The sequence below is a fragment of the Burkholderia sp. MS389 genome (assembly GCF_016899425.1).
GTDB lineage: Bacteria > Pseudomonadota > Gammaproteobacteria > Burkholderiales > Burkholderiaceae > Burkholderia > Burkholderia sola.
The window spans coordinates 704,204-720,358 of sequence record NZ_CP045994.1; the positions used below are offsets into that span (position 1 = coordinate 704,204).

Annotated in this window: 15 protein-coding genes; 13 read left to right on the forward strand and 2 right to left on the reverse strand. The window is 67.8% G+C overall.

Features of this window, described 5'->3' with window-relative positions; all coding sequences use genetic code 11:
- Window positions 1-112: 112 nt before the first annotated feature.
- From bamE to GJG85_RS03310, 9 genes are all read left to right on the forward strand, one after another.
- Window positions 113-910, forward strand: a complete 798-nt coding sequence (gene bamE, locus GJG85_RS03270; RefSeq protein WP_050013833.1) for an outer membrane protein assembly factor BamE — start codon at window positions 113-115, stop codon at window positions 908-910.
- Between the two features lie 65 nt (window positions 911-975).
- Complete coding sequence (gene dapB, locus GJG85_RS03275) at window positions 976-1,773, forward strand: 4-hydroxy-tetrahydrodipicolinate reductase (RefSeq protein WP_050013832.1); 798 nt, start codon at window positions 976-978, stop codon at window positions 1,771-1,773.
- A 17-nt stretch (window positions 1,774-1,790) separates the two neighbouring features.
- Window positions 1,791-2,459, forward strand: coding sequence for a MotA/TolQ/ExbB proton channel family protein (locus tag GJG85_RS03280; protein WP_050013831.1), 669 nt, complete (start codon window positions 1,791-1,793; stop codon window positions 2,457-2,459).
- A gap of 24 nt (window positions 2,460-2,483) precedes the next feature.
- Complete coding sequence (locus GJG85_RS03285) at window positions 2,484-2,942, forward strand: biopolymer transporter ExbD (RefSeq protein ID WP_050013830.1); 459 nt, start codon at window positions 2,484-2,486, stop codon at window positions 2,940-2,942.
- 254 nt (window positions 2,943-3,196) lie between these two features.
- Complete coding sequence (gene leuS, locus GJG85_RS03290; protein ID WP_089488166.1) at window positions 3,197-5,791, forward strand: leucine--tRNA ligase; 2,595 nt, start codon at window positions 3,197-3,199, stop codon at window positions 5,789-5,791.
- Between the two features lie 38 nt (window positions 5,792-5,829).
- Window positions 5,830-6,381 carry an LPS assembly lipoprotein LptE gene (lptE, locus tag GJG85_RS03295; protein ID WP_050013828.1) on the forward strand — a complete coding sequence of 184 codons (552 nt, stop codon included), beginning with the start codon at window positions 5,830-5,832 and terminating at the stop codon, window positions 6,379-6,381.
- Between the two features lie 18 nt (window positions 6,382-6,399).
- Window positions 6,400-7,494: a DNA polymerase III subunit delta gene (gene holA / locus GJG85_RS03300; protein WP_204383659.1), complete on the forward strand. Its 1,095-nt coding sequence runs from the start codon at window positions 6,400-6,402 to the stop codon at window positions 7,492-7,494.
- A 183-nt stretch (window positions 7,495-7,677) separates the two neighbouring features.
- Window positions 7,678-8,949 (forward strand): glutamate-5-semialdehyde dehydrogenase, encoded by a 1,272-nt coding sequence (locus GJG85_RS03305; protein WP_050013826.1) that lies wholly within the window; start codon window positions 7,678-7,680, stop codon window positions 8,947-8,949.
- Between the two features lie 23 nt (window positions 8,950-8,972).
- Window positions 8,973-9,395 carry a CopD family protein gene (locus tag GJG85_RS03310; RefSeq protein WP_089488167.1) on the forward strand — a complete coding sequence of 141 codons (423 nt, stop codon included), beginning with the start codon at window positions 8,973-8,975 and terminating at the stop codon, window positions 9,393-9,395.
- A 93-nt stretch (window positions 9,396-9,488) separates the two neighbouring features.
- Here GJG85_RS03310 and GJG85_RS03315 read toward each other — a convergent pair whose 3' ends face one another.
- Window positions 9,489-10,337: a MurR/RpiR family transcriptional regulator gene (locus GJG85_RS03315; RefSeq protein ID WP_050013824.1), complete on the reverse strand. Its 849-nt coding sequence runs from the start codon at window positions 10,335-10,337 to the stop codon at window positions 9,489-9,491.
- 294 nt (window positions 10,338-10,631) lie between these two features.
- On the opposite strand from GJG85_RS03315, the gene edd reads away from it, so the two are divergent.
- From edd to GJG85_RS03335, 4 genes are all read left to right on the forward strand, one after another.
- Window positions 10,632-12,488, forward strand: coding sequence for a phosphogluconate dehydratase (gene edd, locus GJG85_RS03320; RefSeq protein WP_050013823.1), 1,857 nt, complete (start codon window positions 10,632-10,634; stop codon window positions 12,486-12,488).
- Between the two features lie 19 nt (window positions 12,489-12,507).
- Entirely contained in the window at window positions 12,508-13,134 is a 627-nt protein-coding gene (gene eda / locus GJG85_RS03325) for a bifunctional 4-hydroxy-2-oxoglutarate aldolase/2-dehydro-3-deoxy-phosphogluconate aldolase (protein ID WP_006483410.1), read from the forward strand.
- A 217-nt stretch (window positions 13,135-13,351) separates the two neighbouring features.
- Complete coding sequence (locus GJG85_RS03330; protein ID WP_050013822.1) at window positions 13,352-14,713, forward strand: GntP family permease; 1,362 nt, start codon at window positions 13,352-13,354, stop codon at window positions 14,711-14,713.
- A 13-nt stretch (window positions 14,714-14,726) separates the two neighbouring features.
- Complete coding sequence (locus tag GJG85_RS03335; RefSeq protein ID WP_050013821.1) at window positions 14,727-15,230, forward strand: gluconokinase; 504 nt, start codon at window positions 14,727-14,729, stop codon at window positions 15,228-15,230.
- Between the two features lie 71 nt (window positions 15,231-15,301).
- On the opposite strand, the gene GJG85_RS03340 is transcribed toward GJG85_RS03335, so the two are convergent.
- Window positions 15,302-15,949 (reverse strand): TetR/AcrR family transcriptional regulator C-terminal domain-containing protein, encoded by a 648-nt coding sequence (locus GJG85_RS03340; RefSeq protein ID WP_050013820.1) that lies wholly within the window; start codon window positions 15,947-15,949, stop codon window positions 15,302-15,304.
- Between the last annotated feature and the right edge of the window lie 206 nt (window positions 15,950-16,155).

A 16,155-nucleotide genomic window follows, 5' to 3' on the forward strand; every position in this document is an offset into this window, starting at 1 on the left:
GCTTCAATGTTACCGGCTTTTCGCCGTTCCAGATATACGCGCGGCCTGCACGCGGGCCAGCACGGTGAAGGAAATGATCCCAGAATCGCTTTCGCACTTTCAGAGGAGTCGCATGCGGAGTGCCATCATCGCTGCCGCCGCCGTCGTCGCGCTGGCGGGTTGTTCGTCGTACGACAGCGTGACGCAGCGCATCGCGCAGAGCATCACGCCGTATCGGATCACCGTCGTGCAGGGCAACTTCGTGTCGCAGGAGAAGGCCGCCCAGTTGCAGGTCGGCATGACGCGCGAGCAAGTCCGCGCGCTGCTCGGCACGCCGCTGCTCGCGGACATGTTCCACGCGGATCGCTGGGATTACCTCTTTTACTTCAAGCGCGGCTCGACGTCGATCGTCCAGCAGCGCGACCTCGTGGTGACCTTCGCGGGCGATCGCGTCGCCAGCTGGACCGGCGCCGACAACCTGCCGTCCGAGCTCGACCTGCTGGCCGACATCGACGGCGACCGCGGCGGCAAGAAGGCGAAGGCCGCTGCCGCGGCGAAGAAGGCGTCCGAAGCCGCTGCGGCCGCGAGCGCCGCGCAGGCTGCCGCTGCCGCGAGCCCGGCTACCGAGCCGGCGCCGGGCGCGGTGGTCGACCAGGATGCGAACGCCCAGGCGGCGCGCGCGGCGAACCGTGCGACCAACCAGGTGTCGGGGCAGGGTTCGGGGTCGCGCCGGTTCACGCCGGCCGCGCAGGCCTCGGGCGGCGCGCCGGTGCCGGGCGGCCAGCCGCCGGGCGCCGCGCCGGCGATCCAGCCGCAGTTCCAGTTCCATCGTCCGCCGCAGCCGAACGCGACGAACGAAGCGGCGCCGCCGGTCGGCCCGCAAGGCTCGGACAACCTGCAGAACCAGCCGCTCACCGCCCCGGCGCAGTAAGCGGCCGGCCTGCGGAAACGGGGCGGCATGCGCCGCCCGCCTTTAGACCTGTCGTGTAGAAAGCCATGAAGATTGCGATTGCCGGCGCATCGGGCCGAATGGGCCGGATGCTGATCGAAGCCGTTCTCAACGATGCCGACGCGCAGCTCGTCGGCGCGCTCGACCGCGCCGGTTCGCCGTTCCTCGGCCAGGACGCCGGTGCGTTCCTCGGCAAGGACACCGGCGTCAAGCTGACCGACGACCTCGACGCCGTGTTCGCACAGGCCGACTATCTGATCGATTTCACGCGTCCGGAAGGCACGATGGCCCACATCGAGGCCGCGCTGCGCCACGACGTGAAGCTCGTGATCGGCACGACCGGTTTCACCGCCGAGCAGAAGGCCGAGTTGCAGGCCGCGGCGGGCAAGATCGGCATCGTGTTCGCGGCGAACATGAGCGTCGGCGTGAACGTCACGCTGAAGCTGCTCGAATTCGCGGCGCAGCATTTCTCGCACGGCTACGACATCGAGATCATCGAAGCGCATCACCGCCACAAGGTCGATGCGCCGTCGGGCACCGCGCTGATGATGGGCGAGGCCGTCGCCGGCGCGCTCGGCCGCTCGCTCGACGACTGCGCGGTGTACGGCCGCCACGGCGTGACCGGCGAACGCGATCCGTCGTCGATCGGCTTTGCCGCGGTGCGCGGCGGCGACATCGTCGGCGACCACACCGTGCTGTTCGCCGGGATCGGCGAGCGCATCGAGATCACGCACAAGTCGTCGAGCCGCGTGTCGTACGCGCAGGGCGCGTTGCGTGCGGTCCGCTTCCTGTCGGCGCGCGACGCCGGCCTGTTCGACATGCAGGACGTGCTCGGCCTGCGCTGACCCGCGAGGAAACTCCGATGGCGATTCCCACCGGCGTTGTCCACTACCTCGAAAGCGGCGATGCGATCACGCACGCCGTCTCCTATGTGCTGCTGGCGATGTCCGTCGCCAGCTGGTGCTTCCTCTTGATGAAAGCCTGGCTCCTGGTCCGCGCGAAGCGGCAGGGGTCGCGCGCGCTCGCCGCGTTCTGGCGCGCGCCATCGCTCGATGCCGGCATCGCCGCGCTGGCCGGCGCCGATCGCGAGCGCGTGTTCGTGCCGCTCGCCGAAGCCGCGCGAGACGCGGCCGACGACCACGACCCGGCCGCGCTGGCCGCGCGCGTCGAGCGCGGCGAACGCGTGCTGCGCGCGTTGCGTCATGCGATGCTGCGCTCGCAGCGGCGCCTCGAATTCGGCCAGGTGCTGCTCGCGTCGATCGGCAGCACCGCGCCGTTCGTCGGGCTGCTCGGCACCGTGTGGGGCATCTATCACGCGCTCGGCAGCATCGCCGCGAGCGGGCAGGCGCAGATCGAGAACGTCGCGGGGCCGGTCGGCGAGGCGCTGATCATGACCGCGTTCGGGCTGGTCGTCGCGATTCCCGCGGTGCTCGCGTACAACATCCTCGGCCGGCTCGTCCGGCAGCTCGCCGAGGAACTCGACGGCTTCGCACGCGATCTGCACGTATTCGTGTGCGCGCAGGGCGCCTGACGCGCCGGCTCCGGAGGAACGACCATGGCATTCGGCGGGCTCGAGCACCACAAGACGTCCGCGCCGATGGCGGAGATCAACATGACGCCGCTGATCGACGTGATGCTCGTGCTGCTCGTCATCTTCATCATCACCGCGCCGCTGATGACGCACGCGATCCGGCTCGACCTGCCGAAGGTCGCGGCGAGCGTCGCGCGCGACACGCCGCAATCCGTCACGCTGTCGATCGACGACGCGGGCAAGCTCTACTGGGACGACGCGCCCGTGGCGCTCGACGCGCTGCCCGCGCGGTTCCGGGCCGCCGCCGCGGGCGCCGCGCCGCCCGAGTTGCGGCTGCGCGCGTCGCGCGCGACGCGCTACGACGTGATCGCGCAGGTGATGGGCGCCGCGCAGGCCGCGGGCCTCACGCGGATCGGCTTCGTGACCGACGTGCCGCCGGCCGGGAGCGCCGCCGCGCCGGCCGCCGCGGGCGCGAAACCCTGATACGCCGCCCTGCGGGCGCAAAGGCACGTTCCGCTGTTTGGAAAAATTCATTCGCGGGGCCAGCGCAAGCCCGTTATTAGCGTGAACAGGCCCTAGCCCGCGAGACCGGCCGTGCGGGCCCGCCCGGGCGGTATAATCGACGTTTTTCCCGGCCCGGAACCGGTCAGCCCGTTCCCGCGCCGGGTACGCACGATTTTCGATCCAATCCTGCGCGCGAGCCGTCGCGCCGCTTAAAGCCTAGCCCGAACCACACCATGCACGAGAGATACGTACCCGCCGACGTCGAAGCCGCCGCCCAGGGCGACTGGCGCGCAGCCGATGCCTACAAGACGAGGGAAGATTCGCAGAAGCCGAAGTTCTACTGCGTGTCGATGCTGCCGTACCCGTCCGGCAAGCTGCACATGGGTCACGTGCGCAACTACACGATCAACGACGTGATGTACCGCTATCTGCGGATGAACGGCTACAACACGCTGATGCCGATGGGCTGGGATGCGTTCGGGATGCCGGCCGAGAACGCCGCGATGGCGAACGGCGTGCCGCCCGCGAAGTGGACCTACGACAACATCGACTACATGAAGGGCCAGATGCAGTCGATGGGCCTCGCGATCGACTGGTCGCGCGAAATCGCGACGTGCAAGCCCGAGTACTACAAGTGGAACCAGTGGCTGTTCCTGAAGATGCTCGAGAAGGGCATCGCGTACAAGAAGACGGGCACCGTGAACTGGGACCCGGTCGACCAGACCGTGCTCGCGAACGAGCAGGTGATCGACGGCCGCGGCTGGCGCTCGGGCGCGCTCGTCGAGAAGCGCGAGATCCCGATGTACTACCTGCGCATCACGCAGTACGCGGATGAGCTGCTGAACGATCTCGACGGCCTCGGCTGGCCCGAGCGCGTGAAGATCATGCAGCAGAACTGGATCGGCAAGAGCTTCGGCGTGAACTTCGGTTTCCCGTACGAACTCGACGGCGAGCAGAAGCTGCTGCGCGTGTTCACGACGCGCGCCGACACGATCATGGGCGTCACGTTCTGCGCGATCGCGGCCGAGCACCCGCTCGCCACGCGCCTCGCGCAGGACAAGCCGGAACTGCTCGCGTTCATCGAGGAATGCAAGCGCGGCGGCGTGGCCGAAGCCGACGTCGCGACGATGGAGAAGAAGGGCGTTGCGACCGGCTTCTCGGTCAAGCACCCGCTGACCGGCGAGCCGGTCGAGGTGTGGATCGGCAACTACGTGCTGATGAGCTATGGCGAAGGCGCGGTGATGGGCGTGCCGGGCCACGACGAGCGCGATTTCGCGTTCGCGAAGAAATACGATTTGCCGATCAAGCAGGTGATCGCGAGCGAAGGGCAGACGTACTCGCTCGACGCATGGCAGGAGTGGTACGGCGACAAGGACACCGCGGTCTGCGTGAACAGCGGCAAGTACGACGGCCTGCGCTACGCGGACGCGGTCGACGCGGTCGCGGCCGACCTGAACGCCGGCGGCTTCGGCGACAAGCAGGTCACGTGGCGCCTGCGCGACTGGGGCGTGTCGCGCCAGCGCTACTGGGGCACGCCGATCCCGATCATCCACTGCCCGTCGTGCGGCGACGTGCCGGTGCCGGAGCAGGACCTGCCCGTCGTGCTGCCGGAAGACCTCGTGCCGGACGGCTCGGGCAACCCGCTCGCGAAGTCGGAAGCGTTCCTGAACTGCACGTGCCCGAAGTGCGGCGCGGCCGCGAAGCGCGAAACCGACACGATGGATACCTTCGTCGATTCGTCGTGGTACTTCTCGCGCTACACGGCGCCGGACGCCGAGACGATGGTCGACGCGCGCACCGATTACTGGATGCCGATGGATCAATACATCGGCGGCATCGAGCACGCGATCCTGCACCTGCTGTATTCGCGCTTCTGGACCAAGGTGATGCGCGATCTCGGCCTCGTGAAGTTCGGCGAGCCGGCGAAGAACCTCCTCACGCAGGGGATGGTGCTGAACGAGACGTACTACCGCGAGGACGCGGCGGGCAAGAAGACCTGGTACAACCCGCTCGACGTGACGGTCACGCACGACGACAAGGGTCGCCCGGTCGGCGCGACGCTGAATGCGGACGGTCAGCCGGTCGTGCTCGGCGGCATCGAGAAGATGTCGAAGTCGAAGAACAACGGCGTCGATCCGCAGCTGCTGATCGACCAGTACGGCGCCGATACCGCGCGCCTGTTCACGATGTTTGCCGCGCCGCCGGAGCAGCAGCTCGAGTGGTCGGGCGCGGGCGTTGAAGGCGCGAGCCGCTTCCTGCGCCGCGTGTGGAGCTTCGGCGCCGGCAATCGTGAAGCGCTTGCCGCCCGCGCCGGTTTCGACGCGGCGACGCTCGGCGACGCCGACAAGGCGCTGCGCCGCGAGATCTACAGCGTGCTGAAGCAGGCCGACTTCGACTACCAGCGCCTGCAGTACAACACGGTCGTGTCGGCCGCGATGAAGATGCTGAACGCGATCGACGGCGCGAAGGGCGCGACGCCCGCCGTGCTGCGCGAGACGTACGGCGTGCTGCTGCGCGTGTTGTACCCGGTCGTGCCGCACGTCACGTTCGAGCTGTGGAAGGCGCTCGGCTACGCGGACGAATTCGGCCCGCTGCTCGATGCACCGTGGCCGAAGGTCGACGAGGCCGCACTCGAGCAGGCCGAGATCGAACTCGTGCTGCAGGTGAACGGCAAGGTGCGCGGCGCGCTGAAGGTCGCGAAGGACGCGAGCCGCGACGCGATCGAAGCAGCGGCGGTGGCCGACGAGGCATTCGCGAAATTCAGCGACGGCAAGCCGGCGAAGAAGATCGTCGTCGTGCCGGGCCGCCTCGTGAACATCGTCGTCTGACGGCCGCCGGCCGTCGGACGTACCCAGAAGGAGCGAAGGTGATCCGCAGATCGTTTTTGATGCTCGTCGGCAGCGCGGTCGTGCTGTCGGCATGCGGCTTCCAGTTGCGCGGCCAGCAGGACTACGCGTTCAAGCACCTGTTCGTGGCCGGTGCGCCGGCGTCCGTCGGGGCGCGGCTCACGCGCCTCGTCGAGGCCGGCAGCGACACGAAGATCGTCAAGTCGCCGGACGACGCCGACGCCGTGCTGCGCATGTGGGAGTCGCGTGGCCAGAACACGCTGACGCTCAACAAGTACGGCTCCGCGCAGGAATACGCGCTGTTCTACACGCTGAACTACACGCTGACGAGCAAGGACGGCACCGTGCTGATCCCGCCGAGCGCGATCGCGCTGAACCGCGCGATGACGTACAGCGACCAGTACACGAACGCGAAGGCGCAGGAAGCCGACATCCTGTACGGCGACATGCAGAACGACGCGGTCGACCAGTTGATGCGGCGTCTCGCGATCGTCCATTCGCTGACGCCGGCGCCGGAGGACGTGGTGCCGGGCGTGGCGCCGCGCGCGCCGCTGCCGCCGCCGCCGCTCTGATCGCGGGCGCACGCAGCGATGCAATTGCGACTTGATGCGCTGGAGCCGCACCTCGCGAAGGGGTTGGCCGGGCTCTATACCGTCTACGGCGACGAGCCGCTGCTCGCGCAGGAAGCGTGCGACCGCATTCGTGCGGCCGCGCGCGCGGCCGGCTTCACCGAGCGTTCGGTGCATACGGTCGAGCGCGGCTTCGACTGGAGCGTGCTGCTCGGCGCGACCCAGGCAATGTCGCTGTTCGGCGAGCGCCAGCTGATCGAGCTGCGCATTCCGTCGGGCAAGCCCGGCAAGGAAGGCGCCGATGCGCTGAAGATGCTCGCGGCCACGCCCAATCCCGATGCGCTGATGCTCGTCACGTTGCCGCGCCTCGACGCGGCCACGCAGAAATCCGCGTGGTTTACCGCGCTGCAGAACGGCGGCGTCGCGCTGAAGATCGATCCGGTCGACCGCGCGCAACTGCCGAACTGGATCGGCCAGCGCCTGTCGATGCAGGGCCAGCGCGTCGCGTCCGGCGACGACGGGCGCCGCGCGCTGCAGTTCATCGCGGAGCGCGTCGAGGGCAACCTGCTCGCCGCGCACCAGGAAATCCAGAAGCTCGGGCTGCTGTATCCGCAAGGCGCGCTGTCGTTCGAGCAGGTGCACGACGCGGTGTTGAACGTCGCGCGCTACGATGTGTTCAAGCTCAACGAAGCGATGCTCGCCGGCGACGCCGCGCGGCTCGCGCGGATGATCGACGGGCTGAAGGGCGAGGGCGAGGCGATCGTGCTCGTGATGTGGGCCGTCGTTGAGGAACTGCGCACGCTGCTGCGGATCAAGCGCGGCACGACGGCCGGCAAGCCGCTCGCGACGCTGCTGCGCGAGAACCGCGTGTGGGGGCCGCGCGAGCGGCTGATCGCGCCCGCGCTGAACCGCGTGTCGGAAGCGGTGCTCGAAAAGGCGCTCGCGTTCGCCGCGAAGCTCGACCGGCAGGTCAAGGGGCTCACGGCTGTCACGCCGGGCCGCCGCACGCAGGACGAACCGCCGCCCGACCCGTGGGACGGGCTGTTCCAGCTCGCGATGACGGTCGCGGGCGCCCGCGGCGCGCGACCGCCGACCGCGGGTCGCGTGCGACGCTAAGTCCCGTTCGGGCCTTCAGCGCGCGCTGCGCAACCCGCTTACAATGCTTCGATGACCGGGGCGCCGCCCTGCGCGGCGCGGTCTTGCGGCCGTTACCCCGCCCGGATGGTCGTCCCGGATAGCCGTCCCCGCTTCCCCCACGAATTCATGCCGCTCCGCGCGGCTCGCTTCTCGAGTCACACGATGGATATCGATCAGTACATGACCGACCTGGGCCGTCGCGCCCGGCACGCCTCCCGCGCGATGGCGCGCGCCAGCACGGCCGCGAAGAACGCGGCGCTCGACGCCGTGGCCCGCGCGATCGAACGCGACGCGCAGGCGCTGAAGGACGCGAATGCACGCGACGTCGCCCGCGCCCGTGAAAAGGGGCTCGATGCGGCGTTCGTCGACCGCCTGACGCTGTCGGACAAGGCGTTGAACACGATGATCGAAGGGCTGCGTCAGGTTGCGTCGCTGGCCGATCCGATCGGCGAGATCGGCAACCTGAAGTTCCGCCCGAGCGGGATCCAGGTCGGCCAGATGCGCGTGCCGCTCGGCGTGATCGGCATCATCTACGAATCGCGCCCGAACGTGACGATCGACGCGGCCGCGCTGTGCCTGAAGTCGGGCAACGCGACGATCCTGCGCGGCGGCTCCGAAGCGCTCGAGTCGAACGCGGCGCTCGCGAAGCTGATCGGCGAAGGGCTCGAGGCGGCAGGCCTCCCTCAGGACGCGGTGCAGGTCGTCGCGACGGCCGATCGCGCGGCGGTCGGCAAGCTGATCACGATGACCGAATTCGTCGACGTGATCGTGCCGCGCGGCGGCAAGAGCCTGATCGAACGGCTGATCAACGAGGCACGCGTGCCGATGATCAAGCACCTCGACGGCATCTGCCACGTGTACGTCGACGATCGCGCCGATCTCGACAAGGCGCTGACCGTCTGCGACAACGCGAAGACGCACCGCTACGGCACCTGCAACACGATGGAGACGCTGCTCGTGTCGAGCGGCATCGCCGCGAAGCTGCTGCCGCCGCTCGGCAAGCTGTATCGCGACAAGCAGGTCGAACTGCGCGTCGATGCGGCCGCGCGCGCGGTGCTCGCCGATGCGGGCGTCGGCCCGCTCGTCGACGCGACCGAAGAAGACTGGCACACCGAATATCTGGCGCCGGTGCTTGCGATCAAGGTCGTCGACGGGCTCGACGCCGCGATCGAGCACATCAACCATTACGGCTCGCATCACACGGATGCGATCGTCACCGAGGATCACGACCGCGCGATGCGCTTCCTGCGCGAAGTCGATTCGGCGAGCGTGATGGTCAACGCGTCGACACGCTTCGCGGACGGTTTCGAATTCGGCCTCGGCGCGGAAATCGGCATCTCGAACGACAAGCTGCACGCACGCGGCCCCGTCGGCCTGGAAGGGCTGACGTCGCTGAAGTACGTCGTGCTCGGGCACGGCGAAGGTCGTCAGTAAGTCAACCGCGAGGCGCACAATCGATGGCAATGCTCTGGGTCAAGACGTTCCATATCGTTCTGATCGCCGCGTGGTTCGCGGGGCTGTTCTACCTGCCGCGCATCTACGTGAACCTGGCCATGGAGACCGATCCGGCCGCGGTGCGGCGCCTGCTGCTGATGGCGCGCAAGCTGTTCCGTTTCATGACGATGATCGCGGTGCCGGCGCTCGCGTGCGGGCTGTGGCTGTGGCTCGTGATCGGCATCGGCCAGGGGCAGGGCTGGATCCATGCGAAGGTGACGGTCGTGTTGCTGCTGATCGTCTATCACGCGTATTGCGGGCATCTGCTGAAAGTGTTCGAGCGAGGCGAGAACCGCCGCACCGACAGGTGGTATCGCGTATTCAACGAGCTGCCGGTGCTCGGCATGCTCGCGGCGGTCGCGCTGGTCGTGATCAAACCGTTCTGAGCGGCGCGGCCGGCGAGTCCGTCGCCGCCGAATCATGCGCAACGGCGCCCCTCGGGGCGCCGTCGTTCGTTTACGCTCGGCGTTCCGCGACGACTAGTCCTTCGTCGGGTCGTCGATCCGGCGTCGCGTGATCGCTTCCTTCGCGCGGCCGACGCGCTCCATCAGCGCCGGCCCGCGCGACAGCGCGACGCCGACCGCGAGGATGTCGCCGATCGCGAGATGCGACATCCGCGACGTCATCGGCGAGAACACGTCCGTTTCCTCGGCGACGTTCGACGCGAGGCTGACCGTCGCGAGCTTCGCGAGCGGCGAATGGCTCTGCGTGATCGCGACGACTTTCGCGCCGCATGCGAGCGCGGAGCGCGCGGCGTCGACGATGTCGCGCGTGCGGCCGGTGTTCGAGATCGCGACGACGACGTCGTGCGGGCCGAGCAGCGCCGACGACATCGAGAACGTGTGCGGGTCCGAATACGCGACGCTCGGCACGCCGAGCCGGAAGAACTTGTGCTGGATGTCCTGCGCGGCGATGCCCGAGCCGCCGGCGCCGTAGAACTCGATGCGCGACGCGTTCGACAGCAGCGCGATCGCGTCGGCGACGCTGCCCGCCGACAGGCTGTTGCGCACCTCGATCAGCGCGCCGATCGTGCGGTCGAACACCTTGCCGATGATGCCGGGCGCCGGCTCGTCGGGCTCGACGTCGCGGTACACCGACGACACGCCCGGCGCGACGCTCTGCGCGAGCCGGATCTTGAATTCGCGGAAGCCGCTGCAGCCGAGCGCCTGGCAGAAGCGCGCGATGGTCGGCTGGCTGACGCCCGCGCGGGTCGACAGCTCGGTCATCGCGAGGTCGAGCACCTCGCGCGGCGCGGCGAGGATGTAGTCGGCGAGCTTGCGCTCGGACGGGCGCAACTCGGCGCGGATCGCTTCAATGCGAGGCAGCATGGGACGGCACGTGGAAATCGGGTTCGGATGAGCGAGTGTATCGCACTCCAATTGTAGAAAATCTACATGAAAATACTAGCTCAATTGCAACGGTTCAGATGCGAATTCAGCAGGGGGAATTAGGGTTTTCACTGATTAAAGCCTTGCTGGTGGCGGGAATAAGGGTTGCGAGCCAACCGATCCGCATTGCGTGCTTGTAGTTTTTCTACTAGACTTGCTTCGTTCGATCGACGAAGCTCGACCGTCCCCACGATTCCAACCGCCGGTGTCGGCCGGCATACAGGAGCGCCCAGCATGACGTCGCTGCACCCCACTCTGGCGAAGGTCACCGAACGCGTGATCGCCCGCAGCCAATCGACCCGTTCCGCCTATCTGCAGCGCATCGACGGCGCGCAAGGCAAGTTCCCGGCACGCGGCGCGCTGTCGTGCGCGAACCTCGCGCACGGCTTCGCGGGCCTCGAGGGTAACGACAAGTTCTCGATCAAGGCGATTCGCGAGCCGAACATCGGCATCGTGTCCTCGTACAACGAGATGCTGTCCGCGCACGCGCCGTACAAGGATTTCCCCGAGATCATCAAGGCGGCCGCGCGCGAGAACGGCGGGGTCGCGCAGTTCGCGGGCGGCGTGCCGGCGATGTGCGACGGCGTCACGCAGGGCAACCCGGGGATGGAGCTGTCGCTGTTCTCGCGCGAGGCGATCGCGATGGGCACGGCGATCGCGCTCACGCACAACATGTTCGATGCCGCGCTCTGCCTCGGCATCTGCGACAAGATCGTGCCGGGCCTCTTGATCGGCGCGCTGCAGTTCGGCCATCTGCCGACGATCTTCGTGCCGGCCGGCCCGATGACGAGCGGCCTGTCGAACGACGACAAGGCGAAGATCCGCCAGCAGTTCGCGACCGGCCAGGTCGGCCGCGACGCGCTGCTCGAAGCCGAATCGGCCGCGTATCACGGCCACGGCACCTGCACGTTCTACGGCACCGCGAACAGCAACCAGATGCTGATGGAGCTGATGGGGCTGCACCTGCCGGGCTCGGCATTCGTTCATCCGCACACGCCGCTGCGCACCGCGCTGACGGCCGAGGCCGCGCGCCGCGTGCTCGACCTGACCGTCGAGCGCGGCCAGTACACGCCGATCGGCCATGTGATCGACGAAAAGGCGATCGTCAACGGGATCGTCGCGCTGCTCGCGACGGGCGGCTCGACCAACCACACGCTGCACCTCGTCGCGATCGCGCGCGCGGCCGGCATCCTGATCGACTGGAACGATTTCGACGAGCTGTCGGCAGTCGTGCCGCTGCTCGCGAAGATCTACCCGAACGGCAAGGCCGACGTGAACCATTTCCACGCGGCGGGCGGTGTCGCGTTCCTGGTGCGCAACCTGCTCGAAGGCGGGCTGCTGCACGAGGACGTGACGACGGTCGCCGGCAAGGGGCTTGCGCACTACACGAAGGAGCCGAAGCTGATCGACGGCAAGCTGACGTGGGTCGACGGCGCGGCCGAGAGCCACGACACGAAGGTGCTGCGGGGCATTCGCGACCCGTTCCAGCCGGACGGCGGCCTGCGCCTGATGCAGGGCCGGCTCGGCCGCGGCGTGATCAAGATCTCGGCGGTCGCGCCCGAGCACCGCAAGGTGAAGGCGCCGGCGATCGTGTTCGACTCGCAGGAAGCCGTGCAGGCCGCGTTCGATCGCGGCGAGCTGAAGCGCGATTTCGTCGCGGTGGTGCGCTTCCAGGGCGCGCGCGCGAACGGCATGCCCGAACTGCACCGTTTGACGCCGCTGCTCGGCGTGCTGCAGGATCAGGGCTTCCATGTCGCGCTGGTCACCGACGGCCGCATGTCGGGCGCGTCGGGCAAGGTGCCGGCCGTGATCCACGTGTCGCCGGAGGCGCTGCTGGCCGGCCCGATCGGCAAGGTGAAGACGGGCGACATGCTCGTGATCGACGCGGAAGCCGGCGTGCTCGACATCGAGGTCGACGACGCCGAATGGCACGCGCGCCCGGTCGCGCAGCCGCAGCACCAGGCCGAGAACGAAGTCGGCTTCGGCCGCGAACTGTTCGGCGTGTTTCGCGCGGCGGCCGCGCCGGCCGAGCAGGGCGCATCGGTTTTCGGGACGCTGGTCGGCGAAACGGCCGCCAGCGTCGCCGCATGAATTTCTAGGAGCCAATTCAATGAAGACGATTGCTGAAATCGTGAAGCTGGGCCCGGTCATTCCGGTGCTCGCATTCGACTCGGTCGAGCAGGGCGAAAACGTGTCGCGCGCATTGCACGCGGGCGGCGTGAAGGTGCTCGAGATCACGCTGCGCACGCCGGCGGGCCTCGAGGCGATCCAGCGCGCGAGCCAGCTCGCGGACGACATCGTCGTCGGCGTGGGCACGATCACGAAGCCCGAGCACTGCGCGCAGGCGAAGCGCGCGGGCGCGACGTTCGGCGTGTCGCCGGGCCTGACGAAGGAGCTGCACCTCGCGTCGCTCGACGCGGGCCTGCCGCTGCTGCCGGGCGTGATGACGCCGAGCGACATCATCCAGGCACTCGAATTCGGCTACGACATCGTGAAGTTCTTCCCCGCGCAGCAGGCGGGCGGCGTGCCGATGCTGCAGGCGTTCCACGGCCCGTTCCCGGCGCTGAAGTTCTGCCCGACGGGCGGCATCACGGTCGATACCGCGCCGAACTTCCTGAAACTGCCGAACGTCGTGTGCGTCGGCGGCTCGTGGCTCACGCCGAAGGCCGCGCTCGCCGCGCAGGATTGGGCCGAAGTCACGCGCCTCGCGCAAGCGGCGAGCCAGCTTCCCCGTTAAGACTTGTGCCAAATGACGGTTTGGCCCTCGGAAAGCAAGCGTTAGTGCTTGTTTTACCGAGGGTTTTTGCTGATGGAACCGGTTCTATCCGCGGATCGCAAAGATAAGTAAAATTCAGCGTCCTGACGGGGGGGTACCCCCGTGTTTCGGAGACCTGCATAGCCGGGCATACTCGCAACGACTCGCCCGGTTCGAACAATTCTAGGAGGAGTGCCACATGGGGGCCGTCCAAGGCAGCATGCTGCTCGTATTCACGCTGATCGCGATTGCCGCGCTGATCCTGATGATCGCGCGCTACAAGATCTACCCGTTCCTGGTGCTGATCATCGTTTCGCTCGGCCTCGGCCTCGTCGTCGGCATGCCGATGGACAAGATCGTCAAGTCGTTCGAAACCGGTACCGGCGGCACGCTCGGCCACATCGCGATCGTCGTCGGCCTCGGCACGATGCTCGGCAAGATGATGGCCGAATCGGGCGGCGCCGAGCGGATCGCGACCACGCTGATCGACTGGTTCGGTGAAAAGAACATCCACTGGGCGATGATGTTCGTCGCGATCATCGTCGGCCTGCCGGTGTTCTTCGAAGTCGGCTTCGTGCTGCTGATCCCGATCGCGTTCAACGTCGCGAAGCGCACCGGCAAGTCGCTGCTCGTCGTCGGCCTGCCGATGGTGGCCGGCCTGTCGGTGGTGCACGGGCTGATCCCGCCGCATCCGGCCGCGCTGCTGGCCGTCCAGCAATACGGCGCCGATATCGGCAAGACGATCGCGTTCGGCCTCGTCGTCGGCGTGCCGACCGCGATCATCGCGGGCCCGCTGTTCGCGCTGATGATCTCGAAGTTCGTGAAGCTGCCGGAAAACAACCCGCTCGCATCGCAATTCGTCGATTCGCGCACGGATGGCGGCAAGCGCGAACTGCCGAGCTTCGGCATCACGCTGTTCACGATCCTGCTGCCCGTCGTGCTGATGCTCGTCGGCAGCTGGGCCGACCTCGTGTTCACGCCGAAGTCGCTGCCGAACAACCTGCTGCGTTTTGCCGGCAACTCGGACGTCGCGCTGCTGATCGCCGTGCTCGTGAGCTTCTGGACCTTCGGCGCGAAGCAGGGCTTCAACCGCGACCAGATCCAGAAATTCTGCGGCGAGTGCCTGGCGCCGATCGCCGGCATCACGCTGATCGTCGGCGCGGGCGGCGGCTTCGGCGGCGTCCTGCGCGACAGCGGGATCTCGCAACAGATCGTCGAGACCGCGAAGCACGCGCATCTGTCGCCGCTGCTGCTCGGGTGGTTCGTCGCGGCGCTGATGCGTCTCGCGACGGGTTCGGCGACGGTCGCGATGACGACGGCCTGCGGCATCGTCGCACCGATCGCGGCGGCGTCGGGCGCGGCGGTCCGGCCTGAGCTGCTGGTGCTCGCGACGGGCTCGGGCTCGCTGATCTTCTCGCACGTGAACGACGGCGGCTTCTGGCTGATCAAGGAATATTTCGGGATGACGGTCGGCCAGACGTTCAAGACCTGGTCGCTGCTTGAAACCATCATCTCGGTGCTCGGTCTGAGCTTTACGCTGTTGCTGAGCGTGGTTCTGTAACAAGGGGTAGTCAATGATTCTGATCGCAATGGGCGTGTCGGGCGCGGGCAAGTCGCGAATCGGCGAAATGCTGGCGGAACGCCTGTCGTGCAGCTATACCGATGGCGACGCGTTTCACAGCGCGGCCAACAAGGAAAAGATGCACCACGGCATTCCGCTGACCGATGAAGACCGCTGGCCGTGGCTGCGCACGATCCGCGCGGCCATCGAGGAAAAGCAGCACGCGGGCGAAACCGCCGTGTTCACGTGCTCGTCGCTGAAGCGGTCGTACCGCGACGTGCTGCGCGGCACCGACACCGACGTGCGGTTCGTGTATCTGAAGGGGTCGTTCGAGGTGCTGCAGGAACGCCTGAAGAGCCGCACCGGCCATTTCTTCGATCCGTCGCTGCTGAAGAGCCAGCTCGACACGCTCGAGGAGCCGGGCCCGGACGAGGCGATCGAGGTCAGCATCGAGCTGACGCCCGAGCAGATCGTCGATCAGGTCATGCTGAAGATCGGCCTCGCGCATCAGCACTGAGCGCGGTTCGCGGCCATCGTCATCGAAAAGGCGCCTTCGGGCGCTTTTTTCGTTGGCGGGGTGGACGCCGGTCAGGCCGTGCGCGAGCGTTGGGCTATGCCGTCAAGCAGCACGTCGAGCATCGTGTCATGGACGGCCGCCGGATCGAGCTGCGCATAGAGCGGCGCGGCCGACTTGACGAGCGGATGCGCGGCGTCGGACAGCGCGTGCATTTCCGCGAGCTCGACGTCGTTCGCGGGCCGTGTGAGGCCGCCCGCTTCGGCAGCGGCCAGCCCGATCACGCTCGCGTACCAGCCGACGCATACCGACGGCAGCGCCGCGCGCGGGATGCCGGCGTCGGTCAGCGCGCGATGCACGGCCTCGATGTGCGCGAGGTCGGCCGGGCCGGTGCTCATGTGCCGCTGCAGCAGCGCGAATGCGGCCGGGTAGCGCAGCGCGAGCGCGCGGTACTGGCGCGCGAGGTCGCGCAGCCGTTCGCGCCACGGCAGTGACGGATCGACCGGCACGAGCGAGCGCGACAGCGCATTCGCGATCGCGCGGCTCAGGCCGTCCTTCGACTTGAAGTGATACAGCACGCTCATCGGATCGCAGCCGACCGATTGCGCGAGCTTGCGCACGCTGAACGCGGCTTCGCCGACGTCTTCGAGCAGCGCGAGCGCGGCCGCGACGAGCGCGTCCTTGTCGAGGCCGCGCGGCCCCTGGGCGGGTTTGTCTTTCATCGACGCAGGCTGGCACGCCGGCACGGCACCGGCTGTAAACTTGACGAAAGCTTATTCTACACTGTAGAATTATTTCTGCGGTGTAGAAATTGGGTGTCCCGGCACCTTTCAATACGTGCTTTCGCACAGTCCGGGATCCAGGCGGCACGAGCGTGCCGCCGTCAACACGGGCCATCGCGCCCCTTTTCTCGTTGACACCCATGTGG